The sequence below is a fragment of the Vulcanococcus limneticus LL genome (genome assembly GCF_943369875.1).
Classification (GTDB): domain Bacteria; phylum Cyanobacteriota; class Cyanobacteriia; order PCC-6307; family Cyanobiaceae; genus Vulcanococcus; species Vulcanococcus limneticus_A.
Window position 1 is genome coordinate 41455 of the sequence record NZ_CALROT020000012.1, and the last position, 26706, is coordinate 68160.

General features: G+C 71.3%; 26 protein-coding genes. 13 read left to right on the forward strand and 13 right to left on the reverse strand.

The genetic code is table 11. From position 1 onward, the window contains the following. Positions 1-135 precede the first annotated feature (135 nt). Positions 136-597: a nitrate reductase associated protein gene (locus ACLV7J_RS12990; protein ID WP_411869493.1), complete on the reverse strand. Its 462-nt coding sequence runs from the start codon at positions 595-597 to the stop codon at positions 136-138. Continuing rightward, positions 594-1757: an anthranilate phosphoribosyltransferase gene (locus tag ACLV7J_RS12995; RefSeq protein ID WP_411869494.1), complete on the reverse strand. Its 1164-nt coding sequence runs from the start codon at positions 1755-1757 to the stop codon at positions 594-596. The genes ACLV7J_RS12990 and ACLV7J_RS12995 overlap by 4 nt, the downstream gene beginning before the upstream one ends. Before the next feature lie 136 nt (positions 1758-1893). Here ACLV7J_RS12995 and ACLV7J_RS13000 point away from each other — a divergent pair, with 136 nt between their 5' ends. After that, positions 1894-3477 carry a ferredoxin--nitrite reductase gene (locus ACLV7J_RS13000; protein ID WP_411869536.1) on the forward strand — a complete coding sequence of 528 codons (1584 nt, stop codon included), beginning with the start codon at positions 1894-1896 and terminating at the stop codon, positions 3475-3477. Here ACLV7J_RS13000 and ACLV7J_RS13005 read toward each other — a convergent pair. Next, a complete protein-coding gene (locus ACLV7J_RS13005) occupies positions 3404-3835 on the reverse strand; it encodes a hypothetical protein (protein ID WP_411869495.1) in 432 nt (143 codons plus the stop codon). The genes ACLV7J_RS13000 and ACLV7J_RS13005 overlap by 74 nt on opposite strands. 23 nt (positions 3836-3858) lie before the next feature. Here ACLV7J_RS13005 and ACLV7J_RS13010 point away from each other — a divergent pair, with 23 nt between their 5' ends. Both ACLV7J_RS13010 and cobA read left to right on the forward strand, forming a co-directional pair. After that, positions 3859-5481: a CbiX/SirB N-terminal domain-containing protein gene (locus ACLV7J_RS13010; protein ID WP_411869496.1), complete on the forward strand. Its 1623-nt coding sequence runs from the start codon at positions 3859-3861 to the stop codon at positions 5479-5481. Continuing rightward, positions 5478-6272 carry a uroporphyrinogen-III C-methyltransferase gene (gene cobA, locus ACLV7J_RS13015; RefSeq protein ID WP_411869497.1) on the forward strand — a complete coding sequence of 265 codons (795 nt, stop codon included), beginning with the start codon at positions 5478-5480 and terminating at the stop codon, positions 6270-6272. The genes ACLV7J_RS13010 and cobA overlap by 4 nt, the downstream gene beginning before the upstream one ends. Positions 6273-6274: 2 nt before the next feature. Here cobA and ACLV7J_RS13020 read toward each other — a convergent pair whose 3' ends face one another. Further along, the gene (locus ACLV7J_RS13020; RefSeq protein ID WP_411869498.1) at positions 6275-7984 is read right to left on the reverse strand and encodes a GGDEF domain-containing protein; all 1710 of its coding nucleotides are present in this window, start codon (positions 7982-7984) and stop codon (positions 6275-6277) included. Positions 7985-8379: 395 nt separating this feature from the next. Here ACLV7J_RS13020 and ACLV7J_RS13025 point away from each other — a divergent pair, with 395 nt between their 5' ends. From ACLV7J_RS13025 to ACLV7J_RS13040, 4 genes are all read left to right on the forward strand, one after another. Continuing rightward, a complete protein-coding gene (locus ACLV7J_RS13025) occupies positions 8380-9258 on the forward strand; it encodes an ABC transporter substrate-binding protein (protein ID WP_411869499.1) in 879 nt (292 codons plus the stop codon). A 15-nt stretch (positions 9259-9273) separates the two neighbouring features. Then, the gene (locus tag ACLV7J_RS13030) at positions 9274-10281 is read left to right on the forward strand and encodes an ABC transporter substrate-binding protein (RefSeq protein ID WP_411869500.1); all 1008 of its coding nucleotides are present in this window, start codon (positions 9274-9276) and stop codon (positions 10279-10281) included. Then, positions 10278-11555, forward strand: a complete 1278-nt coding sequence (locus tag ACLV7J_RS13035) for a diguanylate cyclase (RefSeq protein ID WP_411869501.1) — start codon at positions 10278-10280, stop codon at positions 11553-11555. The genes ACLV7J_RS13030 and ACLV7J_RS13035 overlap by 4 nt, the downstream gene beginning before the upstream one ends. A gap of 218 nt (positions 11556-11773) precedes the next feature. Further along, positions 11774-12250 carry a redox protein gene (locus ACLV7J_RS13040; RefSeq protein ID WP_411869537.1) on the forward strand — a complete coding sequence of 159 codons (477 nt, stop codon included), beginning with the start codon at positions 11774-11776 and terminating at the stop codon, positions 12248-12250. Between the two features lie 12 nt (positions 12251-12262). Here the strand turns inward: ACLV7J_RS13040 and ACLV7J_RS13045 are convergent, their stop codons facing one another. The 5 genes from ACLV7J_RS13045 to ACLV7J_RS13065 form a co-directional block, all read right to left on the reverse strand. Further along, positions 12263-12466 carry a hypothetical protein gene (locus tag ACLV7J_RS13045; protein ID WP_411869502.1) on the reverse strand — a complete coding sequence of 68 codons (204 nt, stop codon included), beginning with the start codon at positions 12464-12466 and terminating at the stop codon, positions 12263-12265. Between the two features lie 117 nt (positions 12467-12583). Then, positions 12584-14650: a transglutaminase family protein gene (locus tag ACLV7J_RS13050; RefSeq protein ID WP_411869503.1), complete on the reverse strand. Its 2067-nt coding sequence runs from the start codon at positions 14648-14650 to the stop codon at positions 12584-12586. Between the two features lie 112 nt (positions 14651-14762). After that, positions 14763-15650, reverse strand: a complete 888-nt coding sequence (locus ACLV7J_RS13055; protein ID WP_411869504.1) for a transglutaminase family protein — start codon at positions 15648-15650, stop codon at positions 14763-14765. Next, entirely contained in the window at positions 15635-16681 is a 1047-nt protein-coding gene (locus ACLV7J_RS13060; RefSeq protein ID WP_411869505.1) for an alpha-E domain-containing protein, read from the reverse strand. The genes ACLV7J_RS13055 and ACLV7J_RS13060 overlap by 16 nt, the downstream gene beginning before the upstream one ends. Next, positions 16675-18135: a circularly permuted type 2 ATP-grasp protein gene (locus ACLV7J_RS13065; RefSeq protein ID WP_411869506.1), complete on the reverse strand. Its 1461-nt coding sequence runs from the start codon at positions 18133-18135 to the stop codon at positions 16675-16677. The genes ACLV7J_RS13060 and ACLV7J_RS13065 overlap by 7 nt, the downstream gene beginning before the upstream one ends. 231 nt (positions 18136-18366) lie before the next feature. Between ACLV7J_RS13065 and ACLV7J_RS13070 the strand changes: the two genes are divergently transcribed. Next, positions 18367-18954: a PilZ domain-containing protein gene (locus tag ACLV7J_RS13070; RefSeq protein WP_411869507.1), complete on the forward strand. Its 588-nt coding sequence runs from the start codon at positions 18367-18369 to the stop codon at positions 18952-18954. 42 nt (positions 18955-18996) lie between these two features. Here ACLV7J_RS13070 and ureC read toward each other — a convergent pair whose 3' ends face one another. The 4 genes from ureC to ACLV7J_RS13090 form a co-directional block, all read right to left on the reverse strand. Then, positions 18997-20709, reverse strand: a complete 1713-nt coding sequence (gene ureC / locus ACLV7J_RS13075) for an urease subunit alpha (RefSeq protein WP_411869508.1) — start codon at positions 20707-20709, stop codon at positions 18997-18999. A 77-nt stretch (positions 20710-20786) separates the two neighbouring features. Continuing rightward, complete coding sequence (locus ACLV7J_RS13080; protein WP_411869509.1) at positions 20787-21104, reverse strand: urease subunit beta; 318 nt, start codon at positions 21102-21104, stop codon at positions 20787-20789. Between the two features lie 35 nt (positions 21105-21139). Beyond that, entirely contained in the window at positions 21140-21442 is a 303-nt protein-coding gene (locus ACLV7J_RS13085; RefSeq protein ID WP_411869510.1) for an urease subunit gamma, read from the reverse strand. A gap of 105 nt (positions 21443-21547) precedes the next feature. After that, positions 21548-22501, reverse strand: a complete 954-nt coding sequence (locus tag ACLV7J_RS13090) for an urease accessory protein UreD (protein ID WP_411869511.1) — start codon at positions 22499-22501, stop codon at positions 21548-21550. A 249-nt stretch (positions 22502-22750) separates the two neighbouring features. Between ACLV7J_RS13090 and ureE the strand changes: the two genes are divergently transcribed. Genes ureE through ACLV7J_RS13115 form a run of 5 tightly spaced genes read left to right on the forward strand, consistent with a single transcriptional unit; the run spans position 22751 to position 26705 of the window. After that, a complete protein-coding gene (ureE, locus tag ACLV7J_RS13095) occupies positions 22751-23218 on the forward strand; it encodes an urease accessory protein UreE (RefSeq protein WP_411869538.1) in 468 nt (155 codons plus the stop codon). Further along, positions 23218-23955: an urease accessory protein UreF gene (locus ACLV7J_RS13100; protein ID WP_411869512.1), complete on the forward strand. Its 738-nt coding sequence runs from the start codon at positions 23218-23220 to the stop codon at positions 23953-23955. Before ureE ends, ACLV7J_RS13100 begins: the two co-directional genes overlap by 1 nt. Positions 23956-24007: 52 nt before the next feature. Beyond that, positions 24008-24892: an ABC transporter permease gene (locus ACLV7J_RS13105; RefSeq protein WP_411869513.1), complete on the forward strand. Its 885-nt coding sequence runs from the start codon at positions 24008-24010 to the stop codon at positions 24890-24892. Continuing rightward, positions 24889-25695, forward strand: coding sequence for an ABC transporter ATP-binding protein (locus tag ACLV7J_RS13110; RefSeq protein ID WP_411869514.1), 807 nt, complete (start codon positions 24889-24891; stop codon positions 25693-25695). Before ACLV7J_RS13105 ends, ACLV7J_RS13110 begins: the two co-directional genes overlap by 4 nt. After that, complete coding sequence (locus ACLV7J_RS13115) at positions 25692-26705, forward strand: ABC transporter substrate-binding protein (RefSeq protein WP_411869515.1); 1014 nt, start codon at positions 25692-25694, stop codon at positions 26703-26705. Before ACLV7J_RS13110 ends, ACLV7J_RS13115 begins: the two co-directional genes overlap by 4 nt. The last annotated feature ends 1 nt before the right edge of the window (position 26706 follow it).

Below are 26706 nucleotides of genomic sequence, written 5' to 3' on the forward strand. Positions count from 1 at the left end.
CACCACGACGAAGGCCCTTGCAAGCGTCACATTGGCTACCGATTTCCGGATGGTCCGGATACGCCGATGGCTTCTTCCCTGGGCTCTTGTGCCGATGGCTACCAAAGCCGAGCGATGGCCTGCGGCTCGCTCTCTTCAGGGGCCCTGGAATTCCTCCAGGGCCCGCGGCAGGTTGCGGTGCTCGTGGCCCGGGTGGCTCAGTTTCAGCAGGGCGAAGCGCTGCAGCTCGTTCAGCTGCCCCCAGCGCCGGGCATCCAGCTCGAGCCCTAGCTGATGCAGCGATTGCCGCAGCGGTTCGGGCACGGTCTCGGCCTGTTGCCAGTCGGCGCCGCTTGCGGGCTCCAGGGTCCCGGCCGGGCCCTGGGGCAGCGTGGTGCTTCGCGTCAGCAGCCAGGTCCTGAGCGCGGCGATGGCCGTCCCATCGTCGGGCCAGGCCAGCAGTCGCTGCCGTTCCGTGTCGCTGAGGCCGTGCCAGTGCACCAGCTTCAGCTTCACCCCCGCCAGGTCCAGCTTGCGCCGCACCGCCATCGGAATGCAGCGCAGGTCAGCGATGAAGTCGGCCTCGAAGCCGAAGCCTTGGTCGTGCAGGGGGGTCATGGACGCAGCCTCTCCAGGGCCGCCAGGCCGGCGCGGGCCGCCAGCAACGCCTCGGCCTGGGCCAGGGCGGCGGGCAGGGACTCCAGCTCCCCAGCGAACCAGAGGTAGGCCCCCACGTTCCAGCGCAGCGCCGCAGCCAGCGGGCCCTCGCCGGCGAGGGCGGCCAGGGCCTGGTCCTGCCACTGCTCCAGGTCGCTCCAGGGCACCTCGTCCGCGTCGATGCCGTGCTCGCGGGGATGCAGCAGGATCCGCTCCGGCACGCCATCCCGCAGCCGGGCCGTGATTGCGGCGCGGGTGGTGGGCAGGTCCGTTGAGCCCTCCAGGCCCTTGACGGTGAGCACGTCCCGTTCGCCGGCGGCCTGGAGCGCCTCCCAGGCCCGGCTCTCGGTGGGGGGGTGCACGAAGCCGCTCACCAGCAGGTGATCGCCCTGGTGGGGGGTCCAGAGCAGCTCCAGGCTGGCCACCGGCGGGCGCTTGCCGATCTCCTCGCGGATCCGCACCAGCCGCTCGGCGGCAGGGAAGTGGTCGGGCTGGTGGGTGAGCGCCAGCCCCTGCTGCTCCAGCCGTTCCTGCACCGCTGCCAGGGTCAGCCCGCGCCATTCCACCCCCAGGGCGGCGAACAGTTCGGCGAGGGTCACGCCGTATTTCACCGGCATGGGGGCACCGCCGTGCAGCACCACCGGCTGGCCCGCCGCCGCCAGCACCAGGGCCACGAGCGGCAGCAGCGGTGCCGTGCGGCTGCGGCCGTCGTAGGGAACGCCAAAGCAGAGGGGCCGGCGGCCCGGGGTCTGCAGCACCGGGCCCTGGTCCCGGTAGCTGTCGAGCATGCCCGTCAGCTCGATCGGCGTCGGCCGGCGGATGCGGTGGGCGATCAGGAAGGCACCGAGCTGGCTGTCGCTGGCTTCGCCAGTCAGCATCAGGTCCATGGCCTCGCAGGCTTCGGCCCGGTCGAGCCCGGTGCTGGTGTGCTCGCCGCTGCCCACCTTGCCGAGCAGGTCGCGGAAGCGTGCCCGAGCCGGGCCGAGCTCGCCGCGTCGTTCCTGGCGGCGGCGGGTGTCGCGGCCCTCGGCCCGCAGGGCGGTGCTGCCGGCGGCGGCCCCAGGGGTGGCCTCAAGGGTGGTGTCGCTGCCGCTGCCAGGTGTCGTGCCGGTGCGGGTCATCGGTAGCGGTTGTGACACGGGGGGCGGGGTGCCGCCGCCACATTGTCACTCCCGCATGCTGGCCGGTCTGTCCATGGCGTCTGCTGCTCCCGAGGCCGAATCGCCGCTGGCCGCGGCCCCAGGGCCTGGGGCTGCCGTGGCAGACGCCTCCGGCCCTGAGAAGCTCAGCAAGGTGGAGCAGGCCAAGGCCTCCTTCTGCGGGCTCGACCTGGAGCCCCGCCTGGCGGAGCTGGGTTCCCAGGGCTGGGAGGCCCTCGACGAGGCCACCCTCACCATTCACCTCAAGTGGCTGGGCATCTTCTTCCGGCCCGTCACCCCCGGTCGCTTCATGCTGCGGCTGCGGCTGCCCAACGGCGTGATCCAGGCCGATCAGCTGGCCGTGCTCGCCGAGGCGGTCGATCGCTGCGGGGCCGAGGGCAGCGCCGACATCACCACCCGCCAGAACCTGCAGCTGCGGGGCCTGCTGCTGGAGGACATGGCTCCTCTGGTGGAGGCGATGACCGCCGTTGGCCTCACCAGCCGCCAGTCCGGCCACGACAACCCCCGCAACATCACCGGCAACCCCCTGGCCGGCATCGACCCCGACGAGCTGGTGGACACCCGGCCGCTGGTGGAGGCGATCCAGGCGCGGCTGCTGGGGCCGGGCGGGCCGCGCAACCTGCCCCGCAAGTTCAACGTGGCCGTGGGCGGCGCCCCGGACAGCTTCCTGCTGCACAACGACCTGGCCTTCCTGCCGGCCGAGCGCGACGGCGAACTGGGCTTCACGGTGATGGTGGGGGGCTTCTTCTCCGCCCAGCGCAACGCCCTGGCGATCCCGCTGGGGCTGTGGCTGCGCGGCGCCCAGCTGCCCGATTTCAGCCTGGCGGTGCTGCGCCACTTCGAGCGCCACGGCAACCGCGCCGCCCGCAACCGCAGCCGCCTGCTCTATCTGATCGACGACCTGGGTCTGGAGGCCTACCGCGCCGAGCTGTTGGCCAGTTTCGCCGCGGTGCTGGCCGAGGCTGTGGGGGCCGGTGCGGTCGCTGGGTCCCCGGCCGAGCGCGCCGCCACCTTGGCGCTCCCCCACGACGGCTCCCACCGGGTGAACCAGCCCCCCCGCTCCGGGCTGGGGGTCAACGCCCAGGCCCAGCCGGGGCTGCACTGGCTGGGCCTGCACGTGCCGATGGGCCGCCTCGACGCCGAGGCGATGCTGGAGCTGGCCCGCCTGGCCCGCCACTACGGCAGTGGCGAACTGCGCTTCACCGAGGCCCAGAACGTGCTGCTCGTGGGCATCCCCAGCGAGCAGCTGGAGGCCCTGCTGGCTGAACCGCTGCTGCAGCGCCTGCGGCCTGAGCCCGGTCCGCTGCAGGCGGAGGCCGTGAGCTGCACCGGCAGCCGCTACTGCAGCTTCGCCCTGATCCCCACCAAAACCACCGCCCAGACCGTGGTGGAGGAGCTGGAGCGGCGCCTGGAGTTGCCCCATCCCCTGCGCAGCCACTGGACCGGCTGCCCTAACGCCTGCGGCCAGCCCTACATGGGCGAGATCGGGCTGATGGGGGCCAAGGCCCGCCACGAGGGCCAGATGGTGGAGGCCGCCAAGATCTTCCTGGGGGGATCCCTGGGGGCCGAGCCGGCGCTGGCCGAACTGCACGGCAAGCCCGTGCCCCTCAGCCAGCTGCCCGACGTGCTTGAGCAGCTGCTGGTGGAGCGCTTCGGTGCCCGCCGCCGGCCGGGGACCTGAGACTGCGGCGCCTGCTGGGCCACCAGCCCACGCCCTGGCGCCGCGGGACGCTGCAGTGCCGCCAGGCGTCGTCCAGCGTCTGCAGCACCTGCCGATCGGTCACGTCGTGGCCGCCGTAGAGCAGGGCGGTGATCCGCTCCGGGTCGATCTCCAGGGCCGCCACCTCCTGCCACAGCCGTTCCATGAGGGGCGTGGCGGCCGGCGCCTGCTGGGCCGCCGCCAGCTGGCGCACCAGCAGGAGCACCAGCTGCTGCTCCTTGCGCTCGGCAAAGCTGCCCTCAAAACGGCCCACCCCGCCGCCGTTCCCCCGGCAGTCGCTTTCAGTCCAGCCCGTGCCCGCACCGCCTGGTCCGCCCATGCCCCGCTCCCGCCCGTGACTCCGTGCTAGGTCCCCCCATCCGTTCTGCCAAGCACCCGCCGGGCTCCGGCCGCTGGGCCCTGGGCCCTGCTGGCATCGGCCCCGCCGCCAGCCCCACCGCGGCTGCCAGGGTGGGGGCTGCCGCCGCCCCCACGCGGGTGCCTGAGGCCCTCCCCCAGCCTGAAGCCCCTCAGCCCCTGCCCGAGCCGGGCAGCGAGGCCCGCTGGCTGCTCCTCCAGCGGCTGCGGCGGCACGGCGCCGATCCGCAGCCCTGGCTGGAGCGCCTGGAGCGGGGAGATCTGGATCCTGAGCCCGACCTGCTGGCGGCACTCGTGGTCCTGGTGGACCGCTCCGGTGCCCAGCGCCTGCTCGCCCTGGCCCGGCGCCACGGGCCGGAGCCGCTGCGGCAGGCCCTGGTCCGCGAGCTGCCGGGGGTCGATGGGGTGGTGGCGGCCACCTGGCTGGAGCCCCTGCTGGCGGCCTGCGCCCTCGAGCCCGTCTGGCTGGCCCCGCTGGGGCGTTGCCGCGAGCCGCGGGTGGCGCAGCGGCTGCGCGCCGCCGTCGTCCAGGCGTTGGCGGAGCCGGCCGCGGCGCTGCGGGTCCCGGCGCTGGAGCCCCCGCCCCTGGTCCTGCTCGATCTGCTGCCGCTGCTGGGCCAGCAGCGGCAGGGGCAGGACGCCGCCCTGCTGATTCGCCTGGCCCTGGATCCGGCCCCGCTGGCGCTGCGGCGGGTGGCTCTGGAGGCTCTGGCCCTGGGGCTGGCCGCCTGGCCCCAGGCGCCCCTCGGCCAGGCCCTGGCCCGGCTCGCCCAGGATCTCGACCCGGCCCTGGCGGCCAAGGCGGTGGACCTGCTGGCGCGGCTGCCGGCTGGCCAGCCCCTGCTGCATCGCCTGGCGCGTCGCCCCCTGGAGGCCAGCGTGCGGGCGCGCCTCGGCCGGCGCCTGCGCTTCTCGCCCCTGGTGCTGCTGGTGCACGGCCGCAGCGGCGGCCGCATCCCCGCCGAGCTGGAGGCCCTGGCCCGGGATCTGGCGGCGCGCCGCGGCGCGCCGGTGCTGCTGCAGGCCCTCACCGCCCCAGCGCCCGACGCCGATGCCGCCTTCTGGGCCGCCGCCCGGGCGGCCGGAGCCCTGACGCTGGTGCCCCTGCTGCTGCTCCCCGGCGGCCACGTCCGCCACGACCTGCCGGCCATCGCCGGGCGCTGGCGCGGCCTGGCGGGCCCGGCGGGGGTGGCCCTGCGGCGCCTGCCGTTCCTCGGGGCCTGGCCCGCCTGGCAGCGGCAGCTGGCGGGCCGCTGCGCTGCCGATCGCCAGGCGGGCCTCGATCCCCTCTGGCTGCACCACCCGCTGGAGGGCCCGCTGGCCGCCCGCTATCTGGACCATCTCGCCCGCCGGCTGGCCGCGCCGGGTCTCGCCACTCCATACAGTGCCCAGGCTCGGGAGCTGCCGCTGGCGGGACCCAGTCCAGTGGCGCTGCTGCCGATGACCCTGGCCAGCAACCGGCTCAGCGAGACCCTCCAGGCCGCCGCCAGGGCCGCCGATCCCTGCCCTCAGCTCCCCGGCCAGCCCCCCGTCCGGCTCCATCCCCCGTTGCTGCAGCAAGCCCCCGTGCGCCAGTTCCTGATCGACGCCCTCGAGGTGCTGCCATGAGTGGGCAGGAGTCCTCGGGTGGCGGCAAGGTGTACCTCGTGGGGGCGGGCCCGGGCGATCCCGAGCTGCTCACCCTCAAGGCCCACCGGCTGCTGAGCCGGTGCGATGCCCTCGTCTACGACTCGCTGGTGCCGCGGGCCCTGCTGGATCTGGTGCCGGCCCACTGCGAGCGCCACTTCGTGGGCAAGCGCCGCGGCCACCACTCCGTGCCCCAGCCCAGCACCAACGCCGTGCTGGTGGAGCTGGCCAGCCGCCACGCCACGATCGTCCGTCTCAAGGGCGGCGATCCCTTCCTGTTCGGCCGCGGCGGCGAGGAGGCCGCCCACCTGGCGAAGCGCGGGATCGCGGTGGAGGTGGTGCCCGGCGTCACGGCGGGGATCGCGGCCCCCGCCTACGCCGGCATCCCGGTGACCCACCGCCGCGCCGGCTCCAGCGTCACCTTCGTGACCGGCCACGAGGAGATCGACAAGGCCCGCCCCGGCGTGGACTGGCAGGGCCTGGCCCGCAGCAGCGACGGCCTGGTGATCTACATGGGCCTGCACAACCTGCGCCGCATCGCCGCCGAGCTGATGGCCGGTGGCCTGGATCCCGCCACCCCGGCGGCGGTGGTGCAGCAGGGCACGGTGCGGGGCCAGCGGCAGCTGGTGGCCTCCCTGGGCGACCTCGCTGATCGGGTGGAGGCCGAGGGCTTCGGCTCTCCCTCGATCGTGGTGATCGGCGCGATGGTCAACGAGCGGGTGCCCGCCTGTGCCCCCGAGCCCGCCGATGCGGAAATGCCGATCCCGTTCTGACCTCAGACGCGTGTTCTGGGGTCCTGGAGGTCCTCCTCTGCGCGCCGCAGCAGGGCGTCCGGCGAGTCCTGCCCGGGCCGCAGGTTGCTGTGGCCGATCCACACCCGCGTGCACAGATCCTGCGGCACCCCTGGGCCCACCGCAGTAGTGGGCGTGATGTGCACGGAGTCCATCACCTGCTGCAGCACGCAGGCAAGTTTGCGGGCGTCATCAGCCGAGCAGCCGATCACCAGCGCTACGAAGGTGTTGTCCTGCCAGCGGTAGAGGTGATCGGTGTGCCGTAGCCGCCTGTGGGCGGCCTGCGCCAGACCCTGGGTCAGGGCATCGGCGGCCTGGCGGCCGTGCTCGCGTCGGATCACGGCCAGGTTCGAGGCGTGGATCATCAGGCAGCTGAGCGGTTCGCCGCTACGGCTGCAGCGATCCACCTCCTCCTGCAGCCTCTGCTTCAGGGCGGTGCGGTTGCCGCAGCCGGTGAGGGGGTCGCACTGCAGCAGCTCCTTGAGTTCCCGCCGCGATTGGCGCAGCGTGGTGTTGGCCTGCCGTAGCCGGGCGCTCAGACTGCTCACCTGCAGGATGCGGTGGTTGATCAGGGTGGCCAGGTCGCGCAGCTCGATCAGGGCAGAGAGCCGCAGTGGCTGGATCTGATCGCGCTGCTGCTCAAGGGGCCGCAGCACGTTGCCAAACTCCTGTTCGAAGCGGCGCCCCAGCCAGAGGCCCGAGAAGGTGCCCGCCAGCACCACCGCGAACGTCATCAGCAGGAGCTTGGTGCTCTGCTCCTGCATGCGGATCACCACCGCACGGGAGGGCTCCACCACTTGTATCAGGTAGGTGCTGCCATCGTCCGCCTTGTACTGGCGGCTGTAGCTCCAGTAGCCGTTCACCCACTTGCGCAGGGCTGGGCCCTTGGCGCGCGGAATCAGCAGGGCCAGCTCGCTGAGGTGCACGCTCTGGCGACCGCTGTCCCGGAATTCGCTGTCGAGGCGTTGAAACAGGGCGGGGTTGGAGCTCAGGATGGGGCCATCGGCGTTGATGCGCCGGTAGGCCATTGACTCGCCCAGCTGATCCATCAGCAGGCGCGTGGTCTTGTCGCGGCTGCTGGCCCGCGAGATCGCCAGGTTCACCGTACGCAGCCCGTCGAGGGCACCGCTCTGCACGGCGATCTCCAGCTGATGGCCCGCCTCCAGGCTTGTGAGCAGGCTCGGCAGGGTGATCGCCAGCAGGGTCGTGGCCACGATCACCCCCCGCAGCGACACGCCAGGTCCGCGCTGCTGCCGGGATTGCAGTCCGAGCACCAGGATCAGGATGCAGAAGGCCACCACGGTGTTGAACACCCCGTTGAAGGCCTGCTTGACCGCTACCACCACCACATTGGCGGGGTCGATCCCCAGAATCAGTCGATAGGAGAGAAACACCAGCGGGCAGCCCAGCAGCAGCCAGTAGGCCATCGAGAACAGCACCACCCGGCCGTTCCCGTCCTTGCCGGCGGGGCCGTTGAAGCGACGCAGCGCCAGGGTGAGCCACGCCATCTCCAGGGTGAAAATCGGCACGGCCCAGGGATGGCCCCACAGTGGCCAGGTCTGTAGGCCGGCCATCAGACCCAGCGGCACGGCCCACCACGTCCGCCACAGCAACAGGGCCAGGGTGGCCGGCACCGAGCCCAGCAGCAGGTGCACGCCGTAGAACAGCGGCAGCGGCCATGCGTTGAGCAGCACGCCCAGCCCGGCAAGGAGGGCAAGCCAGGCCGGTGGTGGGCCCGGCTGGCGCTCGGACTCAATGGCGGCAGGCCCCTGTGGCCGGGGAGGCATCAGCGCCGTTGGCGGAGTGACCAATGCGCTCCCGTGCTGGGCGCTTCACGATGGCAACGATTCATACCGCTGTCAGCGGCAGACGTGGAATACTTCTTATAACGATTACGTGCCGGCTGGCTACGTGCTTTCATTGTTTTGAGGTCCCGCCCATGCCGTTGCTGCGCTTGCGGGGATGCCGGCAGTCGACGCCACAGCCCATGGATTTCAGGGGCCACCGGCGACTGATCCTGCCGGCTCTTGGCCTGCTGGCGCTCATGGCGGGAGGGTGCAGCAGCGGGTCGAAGTCGCTGACTGTGCCGGTGTCGAATTTCCCGGGATACGAATACTTTTATCTCGCCGAGCAGAAGGGGCTGGCCAGGCCCTTCGGTCTGGATCTGCGCACGGTGGAGTTCGTGGATCCCCAGGCGATCGTGCATGCCTACCTGCGCGGTGATCTGGCCCTTGCTCAGCTCACCACCGTGGAGGCTGTGGACATCTGCGCCCGGGCCCCGGAGCGCTGCCCGGTGGTGGTGCTCGTTCTGGATGAATCCCTGGGGGGTGATCAGGTGATGGCCCGGCCGGGCATCGCCGCTATGGCCGAGCTTCGCGGCAAGCGGGTGGGGGTGACCCCATCCACCCTCGGCCCCTACGTGCTCAGCCGGGCCCTCGAGCAGAACGGGCTATCGCTCAAGGACGTGCAGCTGCGCAACATCACGCTGGATGCGATGCCCTCGGCCCTGGCCAGCGGCACGATCGATGCGGCGGCCCTGTTCCCCCCTTACAGCGATCAGGCTGTCCGGCAGGCGGGCGCGCGCAATCTGTTCGATAGCAGTCGCATCCCTGGCGAGGTCTTCGATGTGCTGGTGGTGGATCCCCGCCTGCTGGAGGAACAGCAGGCCACCCTGCCGGCCCTGCTGCGCGCCTGGCAGGCGGCCCATGGGCTGCGGCGAGAACAGCCCAAGGCTTCGCTGGAGCTGATGGCTCGCCGTGAAGGGCTCAGTCCCGAGGCCTTCGCCCAGGCGGAGCAGGGGTTGCGCTATTTCAATCTGCGCGACCAGCTGGCGATCCTGCGGCCGGGTGGGCGTTTGGAGGTCACCCTACGAAAGGTCAGCCAGGTTCAGGAATCCCTCACCCTGGTGAAGCCAGGCTCGCCGTTGCCAAAGGTGAGCGATGCCGTTGTTGCCGCCGCCCTGCGCTGAGATCACGGATTGGCCATGTCTTCCTCTCCGAAGCCCTCCCGCAGGGGACTGTCCTGGAAGCCGCTGGTTGTGGCAGCTGCCGCGGTCGTCGCCGCCGCGGCTGGGCTTTGGCGGCTGCGCCACCCGCACTCCGAGCTGCGCTTGGCCATCGTCAATTGGCCCGCCTATGAGTACTTCTACTTAGCGGAAGACAAGGGTCTGGCGCGGCCCTTCGGCCTCAACCTGCAGGTGGCCCAGTACAGCTCCCTGCTGGATCAGAGGCAGGCGTTCGAGCGCGGTGACGTGCAGGTGATCGCCACCACCATCCCGGAGGCTCTGGCCATCTGCCATGAGCGCCCAGCTCGCTGCCCGCAGCTGATCCTGGTGCTCGACCAGTCGAACGGTGCCGATCGGATCCTGGCCCGCGCACCGATCAGCACGCCTCAGCAGTTGCTGGGCAAGCGGGTGGGGCTGGAGCGCGCCGTGCTCGCCGAGTACCTGCTCACCCGTAGCCTCGGGGATCAGCCCAGGCGGCTCAACCAGCAGATGCGCCTGCACGTTGACGTGCCAGAGGGGCTTGTGGCCCGTCTGCGCAGTGGCGAGCTCGATGCGATCGTCACCTATCACCCTTACGACACCCTCCTCAGCCAGGATCCGGCCATCCGCGAGGTGTTCAGCAGCAAGCACATCCCCGGGGAGATCGTGGACGTGCTGGCGGTGGATCCGACCTACTCGCGTGAGCACCCCAAGGAGTTGACGGCCCTGGTGCAGACCTGGTGGGCCGCCCGTGACTATGCCCGCCGCAACCCCAGCCAGGCGGCGGCCGTGATGGCGCAGCGCCAGCAGCTGGATCTGGAGCAGTTCCAGGCCTCGGAGCGTGGGCTGACTTACCCCTCCCTGGGCGATCAGCCTTCCCTGATGGCCCCTGACGGGCCCGTCAGCCGCACGATGCGGAGGGTGGCGACTCTGATGCGCAGCTCCGGTGGCATCGCTCCGGGCACGCCGTTGCCGGTGCTGAATCCGCAGTTCCTGGAGGCGCCATGATCCAAGCCCTCTGGAAGCAGTTGGCCAGTCGTTCGGGCCTGTTGCGCGGCCGGGTGTACCAGAGCCTTTGGTTGGAAGCGGGGCTGGCCGCCACCATCGCCTCGGCCTTGATGGCTTTCGTGGCAGGCGTGGTGGTGCTCAACCAGAGCGCGCGGCAGCTGCGCTACGAATCCGATGAGGTTCAGCGCCAGCTGAGTGCCGGCCTCACCAGCTACGAACCGCTCTACGGCCTCCAGCGGCAGGTGCAGGAAGCGTCATCCGGGGAGAGGGTGAAGAGTGCTCTGGTGGTGGATCAGCGCGGCGTGGTGCTGGCGGCCTCCAACAGCGCCCTGGTGGGTCTGCCGCTCAGCCATGTGCTTCAGCTGCCGGCCCAGAGCCTGCTGCGCCAGCTGTTCGATGAGTGTCCCAGCGCCTCCTCGTTGCTCTCCTGCCTGAGCCGCGATGAGCTGGTGTTTCATGGCCGATTGCCCTGGATCGGCGGCGAGGCTGTGCTGGCGATGCATCCCTACCCGCTGGCGCTCGAAGGCCTCGGCCGCTATGGAGACCGCGCCACCCTGATCACGGTCAGCGACGGCCGCCCGGCGGCCCGCGAAGCCCTCATCTTCACCCTCACCGTGTTCCTGGCGGGGCTGCTGCCGCTCATGGCCGGTTGCGTGGGCCTGATCCTGCGCCTGCGCCAGCGCCTGATCCCGGAGCTGCTGCGCCTGGCCCAGGTGGATGCCCTCTCCGGTGTCTATAACCGCCGCGCCTTTATGGAAACCGCTGAGGAGATGCTCAGCCGCGCCGATGACGCTCAGCTGCCGATGGCCCTGGCGCTGATCGATGTGGATCGCTTCAAGCAGATCAACGACACGTACGGCCACGACGCCGGCGATCAGGTGATCCGTCTCGTCTCCGACCTGTTGCGCAGCTCCGTGCGCAGTGCCGATCTGGTGGGCCGACTCGGCGGCGATGAGTTCGTGATCCTGGTGCAGTTGCCGGCCGATCAGGCCACTGCCATGCTCGAGCGCACTCTGGTCCAGGTGCGCAGCACCGACATGCAGATCAGCCCTGAGGCGTCGGCGAAGGTGACCCTCTCGATCGGCCTGGCGGCCAGCGATGGTCCCTCTCGCTACGAGCTCGCCAAACTGATGGCCGCTGCGGATGCAGCCCTCTACGTGGCCAAGGATCGGGGGCGCGCCCAGGTGGCCAATCTTGAGTATGAGGCGAAGCGCTCCAGTGCCGGTGAGCGCATGCGCAATCGCATCGATGGCTGGCAGGTGCGCGGCGCCTGAGGGAAGGCTCTGGTGTGGCGGCGGCCGGAGCTCGATCACTTGGCGAACTGGTCTGTCGCACCGCTGTTCTGTAGCCCGCTACACGTTGGCGCTCCCTATCGGCCGGTTCACTGGACAATCGATTTCGGCCACGTGCCGTCCGTTCCATGTCGCTCGCCCCCATCCAGCAGGATTCCCTGTCCCACGAGAGCCGATCGGTGGCGCCAGGCACGGCGCCCATGTTCGAGCTCATTCCCTACGAGAAGTTCCGCGATACCCCTTCCGTTCGTTTTTTTGATATCACCGTTGCCGAGTCAAATGCCCGCGATCTGGTGATCCATGCGGGCCCTGCCGTCAGCCCCCCCGATGAGGAGACGACGGGCGCCTGGCAGTTCTATCTGCATCCCCATCAGGAGGACAATCTGCTGGCCCTGCATGGCGGCCGCACCTTCTATCTGGTGAACTTCGGCTGGAATTACCCGTACCACATTGTTCGTCTGGACACGGGCGGCGACATCCTGCGCATTCCCCCCGGCACCTTCCATCGCTCCGTCTCGGATCCCGATGGTTCCGTCGTGCTGAATCAGGCCGTGCGCGACCAGGGAGCCAGCGTGGTGCGTGAGTTCCGCGTGTACAACAGTCGCCTGATTCCGCGCCTGTTCGCCACCACCTTCAAGACGGCCCCCTTGCCGAAGTTGCATGGGGTGAGCTGGTAGTTCGGGCTCAGGTCAGGCCCGCAGACGGCGGCGGGGGAGAACCAGGGCGTCGCGCTGGGTGAACAGCTCGCAGGCCGCGTAGGCCGCCGGCAGGTTGGCCACCCGTTGCCATTTTCCCTCCTGGTCGGCGTGGTTCACCACATAGCCACCGCCGCCATCGCGGGCGATCCTGCATCCGTCCGCCGTGAGGCCAACCAGGTGAAGTTGCCCGCCCATGGATCTGCTCCCAACTGATCTGGTTGTAGGACCGTTCGGGAGCGCCCAGCTTGTGTGCCTTTGCTCACGCAATCAAACGTGAGCCTGTTGAACACAATCTGAAGGTGCTGCCGCCGCTCAGAGGCGCAGATCGATGGTGTGCCAACCCGTTGACTCAGCGCACAGCGGTGCTTGGCCGGCCAATGAGGGGGCTGTGGCTGTTCCTTCGCCGGTGAGGGGTTCAAAACCATCGGACTCGCTGCGCAGCAGCCAGCTGCCCAGCGCCTGCTCCTGGGCAGCGGCGAAGAGATCGAGCCGCAGGGGCAGATCGATCGGCAGGCAGGGGTGCAGGCAGGGGAAGAGGGCGTCGTGGCGGTAGCGGAGGGCCACGGGCGCCTGGCTGTCCGCGGGCCATAGCAGGGGGCGACCCTGGACCGCCAGCGTGAACTGCCGGCGAAACTCCGGGTTGGCGATCAGCTCGAAGCGCCGCAGGGAGCTGTCCACGAAGCGGCTGGTGCTGCCACCCTCCACCGGGGTGTCGCAGAGCAGTGGCCAGGGCTCGAGCGCCTGGCGGACCGTGAGCTCGGCGTCTCCCGAGCGCCAGTGCAGCAGCACGGGGAAGCGCCAGTCCCAGATGGCGCGCAGGGGGCCTGGATCGTTGGGCAGGCCATCCACGGACAGCCGCTCCAGGATCTGCTCCAGATCGGCCCAGAGCTGGCTGGGCAGCAGGGCCCGGTCGTGCAGGACCGGACCCCAGTCCTTCAGCCGGGTGGGCCGATGGTCTGGTTCCAGCAGATGCGCCGCCAGGCTGCGCCAGAGCAGGGCCACCGCGCTGGTCCAGTGATGGTGCGGCAGCGATTCCAGGGCACGGAACTCCAGCAGTCCCTGGCAGCCGGCCGTCCAGGCGGGGTTCCAGAACTTGTCGAAGCTGATCTCACTGCGGTGGGTGTTGCCGCTGCGGTCGGCGTGCAGGTGGCGCAGGGTCTCGCCGATGGCGACCCGTTGATCCCCCGCCGGCAGCTGCTCCAGGGTCCGATGGGCCAGCTCCAGATCCAGCAGGCTGGCGGAGCCCTCATCGGGGCGGGGGGCCTGGGAGGCCGGGCCGATGCTGCGGCCGCTGAACAGGTAGGCCAGGCTCGGGTGGTGCTGCCAGAAGCGCAGGAGTCCCACCAGCCAGGCCGGCCGACGGAAGAAGGGGTTGGTGTCCAGGCTGGGCCCACCGAACAGCAGGTGGTTGCCGCCGCCGGTGCCTTCGCTGCGGGGGCCGTGCTGCTTCCAGCTGCGCAGGCCCACCGCCTCGCCCGCCTCCTCCAGGATTTCGATCCAGTCGGCGTACTCCTGCCAGGTGTGGCACACCGGCAGGTTGACCTCCAGCACCCCGGGATCCGCCGTCAGTCCCAGCACCTGCCAGTGGCCGTCGCTGTCCACGGGCAGGACCCCGCTCAGCTCTGGCTGGCGACAGCCGCCGCTGTGGCGGGCGATCACCCGCAGCAGCTGCTCCATCGGCCGCCGGGCCAGCGGCGGCAGGAACAGCCCCCAGCTGTCGTGGTCGCGCTCCAGGGTGAGCACCTGGCGCAGGCCCCCCTCCGGGAAGTGCTCCAGGGGCAGGCGCAGTCCCGCCGGGCCGCTGGCGGGACTCAACTGCCGCAGGGAGGGCTTCAGGGACCAGGTCAGCGTCTGCCAGTGCTGCTCGAAGGAGAGGGGCACGGCCCACACCTGGCGGTCGGCCTGCAGCGGATCCCGCAGCTGCAGGGGCTCCACGGGGCAGCCCAGCTGCTGCCCGATGGTCACCAGCAGGTGCTCGGCCTCAGCGGCCGTGGGGATTGGGCGACTGGCGGCGGGCGTGCCGGACGGCCCCGACGCCTGGGGCCAGGGGACCAGGGGATGGCCATCGGCCCCCAGGATCAGACGCAGGGCCCAACGGGGGTTCACCTCGCCGTCGTAGCGCTTGCCGGTGCAATAAAGCAGCGTGCTGCCGGGCCAGGCCCGCTGCTGCAGTTCCCGGGCGAGGGCCCTGGCGTACCGCAGTTTGGTGGGGCCGTCGGCGGCCACGCTCCACTCGGCCCCGTCCGGGTCGGTCGGCACCAGGGTTGGCTCACCGCCCATGGTGAGCCGGATTCCGGCCCGCCGGAGGCGCTGTTCCACGGCCTTGGCGGTGACGGCTGGGGTGGCGTCCGTGCCGAGAGTGATCGAAGGGGGCACCACGGAGGGTCGTCTGGACCCGTCATCGCGCGCTTCGGCCGATGCGGCAGCACCAACGGTTACAGACAGGGGCCCATGGGCTGAAACCGCCTGATGGGGGCTGCTGTCGTTGGCTTCAGCTGCCACTGAGCAGCGGTGCGGTGTCGGCGCTGAGGATCTCGGCGCTGATGCTCCACTCCAGGTCGCTCTCCACCCCAGGCGGCCCCGAGAAGCTGCCGGTGATGGCCGCCGTGAGATCCGAGCGCGAGGAGGTGGCCACGGGAATGTACCGGTCGTCCACGGCCCCCATGCCGCTGGCATCGAAGCCCCGCCAGCCGGCCCCCTGCAGGTACACCTCCGTCCAGGCGTGCAGGTCGTAGCGCTCGGGTTTCGGCTCCACCAGGTGGTAGCCGCTCACGAAGCGGGCCGGTAGTCCCACGCTGCGGCAGGCCTCGATCATCAGCACCGCCAGGTCGCGGCAGGACCCCACCCGTTCCTTGAGGGTCCGACCGGCCGGCCAGGCCGGCCCCACATGGCGCTGGGTGTATTTCACCCGGTCCTGAATGATCTCGATCAGTTGCTGCAGGAAGGTGAGGCTGCGCTGGTCGCTGCCCATCAGGGCCTCCTGGGCCAGGTCGACCGCCGCCGGATCGTGCTGGCCGTTGGGCAACCACCCCTGCAGGTTGCTGAGCAGGTCCCCGTTGAGCCGGCCGATCGGCACCGGCAGCCGGGCCATGTCCTCGTCGAGGCAGGCCGTCACCAGGGGCTGGCTGAGGGTCTCCACCTCGGAGTGGGCCACCACCAGGAAGCGGTCGGTCTCCCCCAGGAAGCGGGCCCGGGTCACCATGTCGCCGCTGGCGGCCAGGAGGTCGTAGAGCTGGCTGGGCTCGGGAGTCACCTCCAGCCGATAGTCGAGCAGTCGCTGGAACCCATGGGGGCGCGGCCGCAGGCAGAAGCGATGCGGCCCCAGCAGCACCGGCGCGCTGTAGCGGTATTCGAAGCGGTGGATCAGGCGGGCGCGCATGCCGGGGCGGAACTGGAGACGGGTGAAGGGCTGGCTGGGGCTGCCGCAGGTGCCTCTGGGGCGCCGGTGGGGTCGCTGCTGCCGCTGGAGGCGGTGATCACGAAGTAGCGATCATGGATCAGATCGTGCAGGCGGTTCAGGTCGCTTTGCAGGTCGTCAATCGCCTCGTGCAGGCCACCGGCGATCAGCTCATCGATGTGGGTGTAGCTCCAGCGGGCCAGGGTCAGACCGCTGAGGCACTCCAGCTCGTCGGGCGTGCCGGGCAACCGCTGGCCGTTGACGATCCGCAGCGTTTCGTGGATCCGTTCCAGGCAGTAGCGGACCGAGCGCGGGAACACCGGATCCAGCAGCAGGAAGCCGGCGACCGCCCGGGGGTTGATGGCCTGCTGGCTCGACTGGCGGAACATCTGGTAGGCCCCGGCGCAGCGCAGCAGTGAGATCCACTGCAGTTCGTCCAGCACGCCACCCACCTCCTCCGGGCTGGGCAGCAGCAGGAAATACTTGACGTCCAGGATGCGGGTCGTCTTGTCGGCACGCTCGATCAGCCGCCCCAGCCGGCTGAACTGCCAGGAGAGGTCGCGGCTGAGGGTGGCGTCGGTGACGCCGTAGAAGAGCTGGCAGCCCCGCCGGATCTCCCGCAGCTGTTCCTGGGGCGGCTGGTCCCAGAAGCTCTCGCTCTCCAGCAGGGTCCAGTACAGGCCGTTGATCTGCTCCCACATCTCCGTGGTGATCACGTCGCGGATCTGGCGCGTGTTCTCCCGGGCCAGGGCGATGCAGCTCACGATGCTGTTGGGGTTGTCCGGACAGCGCACCAGGAACTCCACCACCTGAGCGGGGCCACCACCGGGGAAGAGGCGGTCGAACAGTTCGCGGTCACCGCTGGCGTCGATCAGCGGCAGCCAGGGCTCGGCGCTGCCGGGGGGGCAGTCGAGGGCCATGGCCTCGCTCACCTCCACGAAGCGGGAGATGTTCTCGGCACGCTCCACGTAGCGGTTGATCCAGTAGAGGGAATCGGCGACGCGGCTCAGCATGCGAGCGCCTCCTGCTGGGCTTCCTGGTCATCGACGATCCAGGTGTCCTTGCAGCCGCCGCCCTGGGAGGAGTTCACCACCAGGGAGCCGCGGCGCAGGGCCACGCGGGTCAGGCCCCCCGGGCTCACCCAGGCGTCCTTGCCCCGCAGCACGTAGGGGCGCAGATCCACATGGCAGGGATAGAGCTCCCCCTCGCTCAGGGAGGGCACCGTGGAGAGCTCCAGGGTGGGCTGGGCGATGAAGTTGCGCGGATCGGCCTTGATCTTGTCGGCGAATTCCGCGATCTCCCCCGGAGCGGCGTGGGGGCCGATCAGCATGCCGTAGCCCCCGGCCTCCGAGACGGCCTTCACCACCAGCTCGCCCAGGTGGGCCAGGACATAGGCCTGGTCGTCGGGCCGGGAGCAGAGGTAGGTGGGGACGTTGGCGATGATCGGCTCCTCATCGAGGTAGTAGCGCACCATCTCCGGCACGTAGGCGTAGATCAGCTTGTCGTCGGCCACGCCCGTGCCCGGGGCGTTGGCGATGGCGACCCGGCCCGCCGCGTACACCTCCATCAGGCCCCGCACCCCCAGCATCGAGTCGGCGCGGAACACGGCCGGGTCGAGGAAGTCGTCGTCGATGCGGCGGTAGATCACATCCACGGGTTGCAGGCCGCCGGTGCTGCGCATCCACACCCGCCCGTCCTGGCAGACGAGGTCGCGCCCCTCCACCAGCTGGATGCCCATCTGCTGGGCCAGGTAGCTGTGCTCGAAGTAGGCGCTGTTGAACACCCCCGGGGTCAGCAGCACCACCCGCGGATGCTCGGTCCAGGGGGCCAGGTCCCGCAGGGTCTGGAGCAGGTGCGAGGGGTAGGCGTCGATCGGCTGCACCGTGCGGCCCTGGAACAGGCTCGGGAACATGCGCTTCATCACGCGCCGGTTCTCGAGGAAGTAGGCCACGCCCGAGGGGCAGCGCAGGTTGTCCTCCAGAACGCGCCAGGTGCCGCTGCCGTCGCGCACCAGATCCAGCCCGGAGATGTGACACCAGCGGCCCAGCGGTGGCTTGAAGCCCCGCATCTGGGGCCGCCAGCCCTGGGAGCTCTCCACGTCCTCCCGGGGCACCACGCCGTCGTTGAGGATGTGCTGGTCGCCGTAGACGTCGGCCAGGAACCGATCGATCGCCTCGAGGCGCTGGATCAGGCCCCGTTCCAGCTGCTGCCACTCGCCGGTGCGGATCAGCCGGGGCAGGGGATCGAAGGGCAGGATGCGCTCGCCTCCTGAGCTGCCCGACCCGTTGAGCCGGAAGGTCGCCCCCAGGCGCTTGAGCAGAACGCCGGCGGCAGCGTGGTTCCGGTTGAGCTCCTCCAGTCCCAGGGCCCCCAGGGAGGAGAGCAGGGGGCGCAGGGCGGCGCGGGGTTCATCGCTGCTCCTGAAGTATTCGTCGTAGCCCTTGTCGGGTCGGTAGTCCGTGAACATGCAGGCCCTCGCGTGGGGGCCATCCTGCTGAGCGCTCACGCCCTTCCAGGTCTCGCTTGCTACGGAATCGCCGGCCGTCGCGCGGGGCCCGGCCTGGGCGTCTGGGCGGACGGCGTGGGCAGCGGCGGCCGCCCCCGGTGGCTCGGCAGGGAGTAGCGGTGGCGGGGGAACGGCCCTACCTTGAGGGTGGACTCTGCTGGCGCCCAGCGGTCCCGCCGCCGGATCCGATCCATGCCTTCCATTTTCCCGCCCGAGGAGTCACCCCGGCCCGACGCGGGCGCCGTTGGCGGCAAGGCCGTGGGGCAGGACAGCGCCGAGGGTGGTCCTGGGAGCGAGCCCGAGAACACCGCCGAGAACGCGCTGGCCCTGGCCGAGCTGGAACAGCTCCTGGAGGTGGAGGCCGGCACCCTGCTCTACGGATCCCCTGAGGAACTGGGGGAGGAGGGGCGAGGCCCCAATCAGCGCCGCACCTACCGCCATCCCGTGGAGGTGTGCCGGCCGATCGGCCTGCAGCTGCTCAATGAGGCGCTCGAGCCGGTCACGGCCTGGCTGCTGGCCGACATCCTCGATGTGAGCCTGGGGGGCCTCTGCCTGCTGATCACCGAGACCACCGACCACCCCTTCGCGCCCCGCCACCGCGTGCGCCTGAACGTGACGGCCCACCCCTCCTTCGGCGTCAGCGAGGTGATGGGGGAGCTGCGCTGGTTCGTCAAGTCGGATTACGTGGTGACCATGGGGATCGGCTTCGACCAGCAGCTGGCCGAACTGCCGGATCTGCTGCCCTGCCGCCGGACGGTGCGCCGGCCCCTGGAGGTCTGAGGGCCGCGCCGGCCGGGAACCTGAGCCGCCCCCGAACCGCCCTCAGAGCAGGAAGTAGCGCTGGGCCATCGGCAGCACCTCGGCCGGCTCGCAGGTGAGCAGCTCGCCGTCGGCGAACACCTCGTAGGTCTGGGGATCCACCTCCACCTGGGGCAGGGCGGTGTTGTTCTTCATGGCCGCCTTGCCGATGCCGCCACGGGTGTTCTGCACCGGCACGCAGGCCCGCTCCAGCCCCAGCCTGCGGGGCACGTCGTCGTCCAGGGCGGCCTGGCTCAGGAACGTGAGGCAGCTGGGGGCCAGGGCCTTGCCGAAGGCCGCGAACATCGGCCGGCCGTGCACGGGGCCCGGGGTGGGGATCGAGGCATTGGCATCCCCCATCTGGGCCCAGACGATCGAGCCGCCCTTGACCACCAGCTCCGGCTTCACGCCGAAGAACCCCGGCTTCCAGAGCACCAGATCCGCCAGCTTGCCCACCTCCACCGAGCCCACCTGATGGTCGATGCCGTGCACGATCGCCGGGTTGATCGTGACCTTGGCGATGTAGCGCTTGAGCCGCGTGTTGTCGTTGCGGTCCGAGTCGCCCGGCAGGGGGCCGCGCTGCACCTTCATCTTGTGGGCGGTCTGGAAGGTGCGGGTGATCACCTCGCCGACCCGGCCCATGGCCTGGGAATCGCTGGCGATCAGGGAGAAGGCGCCGATGTCATGCAGGATGTCTTCGGCGGCGATCGTCTCGCGGCGGATGCGCGATTCGGCGAAGGCCACGTCCTCCGGGATCCTGGGGTCCAGGTGGTGGCACACCATCAGCATGTCGAGGTGCTCCTCGAGCGTGTTGCGGGTGTAGGGGCGGGTGGGGTTGGTGGAGCTGGGCAGCACGTTGGCTTCCCCGCAGATCTTGATGATGTCCGGCGCGTGGCCGCCGCCGGCCCCTTCGGTGTGGAAGGTGTGGATGGTGCGGCCGCCGATGGCGCGGATCGTGTCCTCCACGAAGCCCGCCTCGTTGAGGGTGTCGGAGTGGATCGCCACCTGGATGTCGAAGCGATCCGCCACGGAGAGGCAGCAGTCGATCGCGGCTGGGGTGGTGCCCCAGTCCTCGTGGAGCTTGAGGGTGATGGCACCGGCGCGGATCTGCTCCTCAAGGGCCTCGGGGGTGCTGGCATTGCCCTTGCCGAAGAAGCCCAGGTTCACCGGCAGGCCCTCGGCCGCCTGCAGCATGCGGGCCATGTGGAAGGCGCCGGGGGTGCAGGTGGTGGCGTTGGAGCCCGTGGCCGGACCGGTGCCGCCGCCGAGCATGGTGGTAACCCCGCTGGCGAGGGCTGTCTCCACCTGCTGGGGACAGATGAAGTGGATGTGGGTGTCGATGGCGCCGGCGGTCACGATGTGGCCCTCGCCGGCGATCACCTCGGTCCCCGGGCCCACCACGATCGTCACGCCCGCCTGGGTGTCGGGGTTGCCGGCCTTGCCGATCGCGGCGATGCGGCCGTCGCGGAGGCCGATGTCGGCCTTCACGATGCCCCACCAGTCGAGGATCAGGGCGTTGGTGATCACCGTGTCCACGGCGCCGTCGGCGCGGGTGGTCTGGGCCTGGCCCATGCCGTCGCGGATCACCTTGCCGCCGCCGAACTTCACCTCATCGCCGTAGACGGTGAAGTCCTGTTCCACCTCCAGGATCAGCTCGGTGTCGGCCAGTCGCAGCCGGTCGCCGGTGGTGGGGCCGTAGGTCTCGGCGTAGCTGCGGCGATCGATCCGGTAGGGCATGGCCGGGGCGGCTGAGGGGGGTGGGCTGACGCAGGGGAGGCGGCGGAGTCGGGTCGCGGCCAGGTGGCCGGGCCGGCTCAGTCGAGGGGGCCGTTGATCAGGCCGTTGAAGCCGAACACCCGCCGCTCGCCGGCGTAGGGCACCAGCTGCACCTCACGGCTGTCGCCGGGCTCGAAGCGGATCGCCGTGCCGGCCGGGATGTCGAGCCGCTGGCCGCGGGCCGCCTCGCGATCGAACTGCAGGGCGCCATTGGCCTCGTGGAAGTGGAAGTGGGAGCCCACCTGCACCGGCCGATCGCCGGTGTTGGCCACCAGCAGCGTGGTGACGGGCCGGCCGGCGTTGAGCTCCAGGTGACCGGGTTCGGGGATCAGCTCGCCGGGGATCAGGGGGGCCATGGCGGAGGGGCGGACGCGGGGGGTGGGTCTGGGGTTCAGCGGATCGGGTCGTGCAGGGTCACGAGCTTGGTGCCGTCGGGGAACACCGCCTCGATCTGCACCTCGTGCACCAGCTCCGGCACCCCCTCCATCACCTGGTCGCGGCTCAGCCAGGTGCTGCCTTCGGCCATCAGCTCGGCCACGGTCCGGCCGTCGCGGGCACCTTCGAGCACCTGGAAGCTCAGCCAGGCCACAGCTTCCGGGTGGTTGAGCCTGAGGCCGCGGCCCAGGCGCCGCTCCGCCAGCAGGGCGGCGGTCACGATCAGGAGCTTGTCCTTCTCCTGGGGAGTCAGGTGCATGGCGCCTGGGAGGGTCCGGCGAACGTGGGGTCTGCAGGCACTCTGGCAGCGGTGGGTCCCCCTGGAAGGTTCAGGGGGAACGGGCGGGTCGTCTGTGCGGGGCCCTCAGGCCGCCACCCCCGCCAGGGGATCCTCCTGGAATGGCCACACCCGCGGCAGGGCCGGCGGCTCCAGGCCGCGCACGGCGCGGGTGCGGGCCCAGAGGCGCGTGAACCAGAAGCGCGCCGCCTGGGTGGAGCGGCCCCGGTAGCGGGCCACCAGGCCCTGGGGCAGGGGGCCGCAGGCCATCTCCCCCTCCAGCCCCTCGCGGTCACCGCGGCAGGCGGCCAGCAGCGCGGCCAGGCGGCCGGCCTCGAGTGGTTCGGGCGCCGCCCACACCAGGCTGCCGAACACCGGCTGGCCCGCCATGCCGTGGTCCTGATCCAGGCCCTCGCCGCCCAGCTCCAGCCGATCCACCAGCTCCCAGCGGCTGCCCTCACCGCCCTGGCGCCGGATCTCCAGCTGGGAGCGCCAGCGGCCCGGGCCCAGGTCCTCGCCGGCGGCGCTCAGCCCCAGCCGCACCACCTCGGCGCTGAGGAAGCCGGCCCCGGGTGCCAGCTCCACCCGGGTGCGCTGCTCGAACAGGCCACCGCCGTAGAGCACCAGCTCCTGGGGCAGCCACTCCAGGTCGGCGCCGGCGGCCAGCCGCAGCTCCAGCTCCTGCTGGGCCCAGCTGCCCTCCGGCGCACGGCGGGAGCGCCCCACCGAGCCGTAGACCTTCTGGGCCGCCACGCTGGTGAGCAGGGCCCGGCTGCCGGGCGCCAGCTCGGCCTGGAGCCGCAGCTGGTCGCCGCCCACCAGGCCGCCGGCGGTGTGCAGCAGCGGCAGTTCACAGCGGCCATCGCCGCGCTGTACGGCCCGCTGCAGCTTGAGCGGCGCCGTGGCTCCGCCCTGGTGCACGGTGCGGCCGCCGTCGCCCAGGGCGAACTGCAGCCGGGCCTCGCCGCGCCAGGGGGCTGGGGGCGGCAGGAGGGAGGGACCGGCCTGGGGGCTGGTGGGAGCTGGGACCGGTCCGTTCATGGGGCCATGCTGGGGTCGCGCCAGCCGCGTTCCGGTAACAACGGGCACAGGGTCGTGGGGCCCCAGGTCGCCAGGGTGCCGTCCCTGTCCCGCGACCATCCGGTCGCCCGGCTGCCGGTTCGTCTGGCCGTCACGCCTCTCGCCATCCCGTTCGTCTCCCCTTCCCCCGTGTCGTCCGCCCTGCCCTCCGCGTCGTCACCCGCCGGCAGCCCGGATCCGGTTCCCCCGGCCCCCGGGGCCGAGGAGCCGCTGCTGCTGGAGCAGCGCCTGGGCCGCGATCCCCAGGCGGCCGCTGCTGCCGCCCCGCTGCTGCTGCCGCTCACGGCCCAGGAGCGCACCAGCCTGCGGGGGCGCCGCGCCAGTGCCTGCGGCCGGGCGCTGCTGTTGCAGCTGCCCCGCGGGGCGGCCCTGGAGCCGGGGGAGTGGCTGGGTGGCCCCGGCGGCGTCCGGGTGCGGGTGGAGGCGGCGCCGGAGCCGCTGCTGCGGGTGCGGGCGGCCGATCCCCTGGCGCTGCTGCAGGCGGCCTATCACCTCGGCAATCGCCATGTGGCCCTGGAACTCCACCCCGGTGAGCTGCGGCTGCTGCAGGACTCCGTGCTGGCGGAGCTGCTGCGCCACCGCGGCCTGGAGCTGGAGGCGCTGCAGGCCCCCTTCCAGCCGGAGGCCGGTGCCTATGGCGTGGGTGCGCACCAGCACCACCACCATTCCCACGCCTGATGGCGGACGCCGCGCGGCTGCGTCTGTTCCAGCTGGTGAGCCCGGCGCTGCCCGTGGGCGGCTTCAGCTACTCCGAGGGGCTGGAGGTGCTGGTGCAGGCCGGGCGCCTGGCCGACGCGCGGGCCCTGCGGGGCTGGCTGGAGGCGGAGCTGCGGCGCGGGGCGGTGGCGATCGAGGCCGCGGCGCTGGCGCCCCTGACCGCCGCCCTGCGCCACTGGCGGGACGTGGAGGCCGCGGGGCCCGGCCTGGAGCGCGGTGCCCCGGCGCGCCAGACGCTGTTCGAGCTGGACGGCTGGTTGCTGGCCCAGCGCGAGGCGGCCGAGCTGCGGGCCCAGCAGCTGCAGATGGGCCAGTCGCTGCTGCAGCTGCTCGCCGATCTGGGCTGGCCCCTGCCCGGTGCGGCGGCGCCGGCTCCAGGTGCCGCCCCGCGCCCGCCTGCCCTGGCCTGGCCGGCCGCCTTCGCCTGGGCCGGGCTCTGCCTGGAGCTGGCCGCCCCGGACCTGGAGGAGGCCTACCTCTACGGCTGGGTGGCCAACCAGATCAGTGCGGCGGTGCGGCTGGTGCCCCTGGGGCCCACCGATGGCCAGCGGCTGCAGCTGGCCCTGGCGCCCCTGATCGCCGAGCGTGGGGCGGCCCTGGCCGCGGCCGATCCCCGCGATCTCTGGAGTGGCGGGGTGGGCGCGGGCCTGGCCCAGCTCCAGCACGCCGAGCTGTATTCGCGCCTGTTCCGCAGCTGAAGGCGCCGGCCCCCACCTGGGCCCCCTCCGGAATAGCCGGCACAATGCGCCGATGCTCTCCATCTGGATCGGCGCCTTCGACCAGGGCCTGGCCTACGCCGGTCTTGCCCTCGGCGTGTATGTCACCCTGCGGGTGCTCAACTTCGCCGACATCACCGTCGACGGCTCCTTCGCCCTCGGCGGGGGCAGCGCCGCCCTGCTGATCAGCCGCGACGTGGCCCCGCCCCTGGCCCTGCTGGCGGCCGTGGCCCTGGGGGCCCTGGCGGGCGCCGTGACCGGCCTGATCCACACCCGCCTGGGGGTGAACGACCTGTTTGCCGGCATCCTCACCACCACCGGCCTCTACACCGTGACCCTGCGGCTGATGGGCCGCTCCAACATCCCGCTCACCGATCCGCCCCTGGCGATCGGCCACCTGCCCGATCTGGGCCTGGGTCCCGACGGCCAGTGGGCCCTGGCGCTGCTGTTGGTGGTGGCGGGCCTGATCGGCTTCCTGGCCCTGATGCTCGCCACCGACCTGGGCCTGGCCCTGCGGGCCCTGGGCAACAACCCGGTGATGGCCCGTGCCAACGGCATCAGCACCCGCCGCGGCCTCACCGTTGGCATCGCCGCCGGCAACGGCCTGGTGGCCCTCGCCGGTGCCCTGGTGGCCCTCTACAACGGCTTCGCCGACTCGGCCATGGGCATCGGCTCGCTGATCCTCGGCCTGGGGGCCGTGATCGTGGGCGAGTCGGTGCTGAGGCCCCGCAGCGTGCCCATGGCCCTGCTGGCGGTGGTGGTGGGCTCGGTGCTGTTCCGGGCGATGATCGCCCTGGCCCTGCAGCTGGGCATGGAGCCGGTGGACCTCAAGCTGGCCACGGCCCTTCTGCTGCTGGCGGCCCTGGCCCTGGGGCGGGTGCGCATCCCCGGCCTCTCCGATCCCGGAGGCCGGCCATGAGCCTGCAGGTCCGCGACCTGAGCTGGGGCCACCCCCAACCCGGCGGCGGCTGGCGCCAGCTGTTCGACGGCTTCCAGCTCGGCTGCCCCACCGGCCAGTTCGTGGTGGTGATCGGCAGCAACGGCTCCGGCAAGTCGACGTTGCTCAACCTGATCGCGGGCACCCTGCGGGCCGGCGGCGGCTCGGTGGAGCTCGATGGGCGGGACCTGGTGGGCTGGCCCGACTACCGGCGTGCCCGCGTCATCGGTCGGGTGATGCAGAACCCCCTCGATGGCACCGCCCCCAGCCTCACCATCGCCGAGAACCTGCGCCTGGCCGAATGCCGTCGCCGCAGCGTGTTCGGTCGGCGCGGTCTGTTCGGCGGTCTGCACCCCAGCCGCTCCGATCGGCGCCGCTACGCCGCCCTGCTGGAGGAGCTGGGGCTGCCCCTGGCCGATCGGCTCGACACCATGGTGGGCCAGCTCTCCGGCGGCCAGCGCCAGACCATCAGCCTGGTGATGGCCACCCTCGGACAGCCGCAGCTGCTGCTGCTCGACGAGCACACCGCCGCCCTTGATCCCCGGGCCGAGGCCACGGTGATGGAGCTCACCGAGCGGCTGGTGCGCCGGCTCGGCACCACCACCTTGATGGTGACCCACAGCCTCGACCAGGCCCTGCGCTACGGCGACCGGCTGGTGATGCTGCAGGACGGCCAGCTGATCGGCGACTGGAGCGCCGCTGAGCGGCAACAGTTCACCCCGGCCTCATTGCGGGCCCTCTACGGCAGCGCCACAGTTGGCGCTGGATTCTCCCCCTCCCCATGACCCTCGGCCGCCGCGAGTTTCTCGCCTTGATGGGGGCGGGTGCCGGCAGCAGCCTGCTGCTGGCCGCCTGCGGCAAGCTCGGCGGCGAGCGCAGCGCCAAGGGCCCGGTGATCGGCATCCTGCAGATGGTGGATGCGCCGCCGCCGAACCAGACCCGCGACGGCGTGATCGCGGCCCTGGCCGATGCCGGCTTCAAGGACGGCTCCACCGTGACCCTGATCCGCAAGGACGCCGCCGGCGAGCTGCCAAACACCACCCTGGTGATGAAGCAGTTCCTGGGGGAGCCGGTGGACATGGTGGTGGCGGTGGGTACGCCGCCCCTGCAGGCGGCCATGAAGGTGATGCCCGCCTCGGTGCCGGTGATCTTCACCTACACCTCCAACCCCTGGGGCGCCGGCGCCGGCACGCCCCCCGGCGGCGTGGGCCAGCACAAGCCCAACGTGGTGGGCACCATCGGCACCAACCCGGTGGGCAAGGAGCTGGATCTGGCCCGGGCCGTGAACCCGGCCCTCAAGACCGTGGGTCTGATCTTCAACCCCGGCGAGCCCAACTCCGAATACGAGGCCAAGGTGCTGCGGGAGGAGGCCGCCAAGCGCGGCATCACGGTGGTGGAGCAGGCGGTGGCCAACTCCGGTGAGGTGCTGCAGGCGGCCCAGGCCCTGGCGGAGAAACAGGTGGAGGCCTTCGTGAAGATCGGCGATTACGCCACGATCCAGGGCTTCGGCTCGATCGCCAAGGTGGGTCTGGAGAACAAGATCCCCGTGTATTCGGTGGATGCCGACGACATCAAGCTGCCGGGCACCCTGGCCACGATCGGCTGGACCTATCACGCCGATGGCTACGCCGCCGGCAAGCTGGCGGTGCGGGTGCTCAAGGGCGAATCGCCCGCCAAGATCGCCTTCGAGCCCCTCACCAAGACCGACCTGCTGGTGAGCAAGACCACCGCCAAGGCGATCGGCGTGACCCTGCCGGACTCGCTGCTCAAGGAAGCCACCCAGGTGGTGGGCTAGC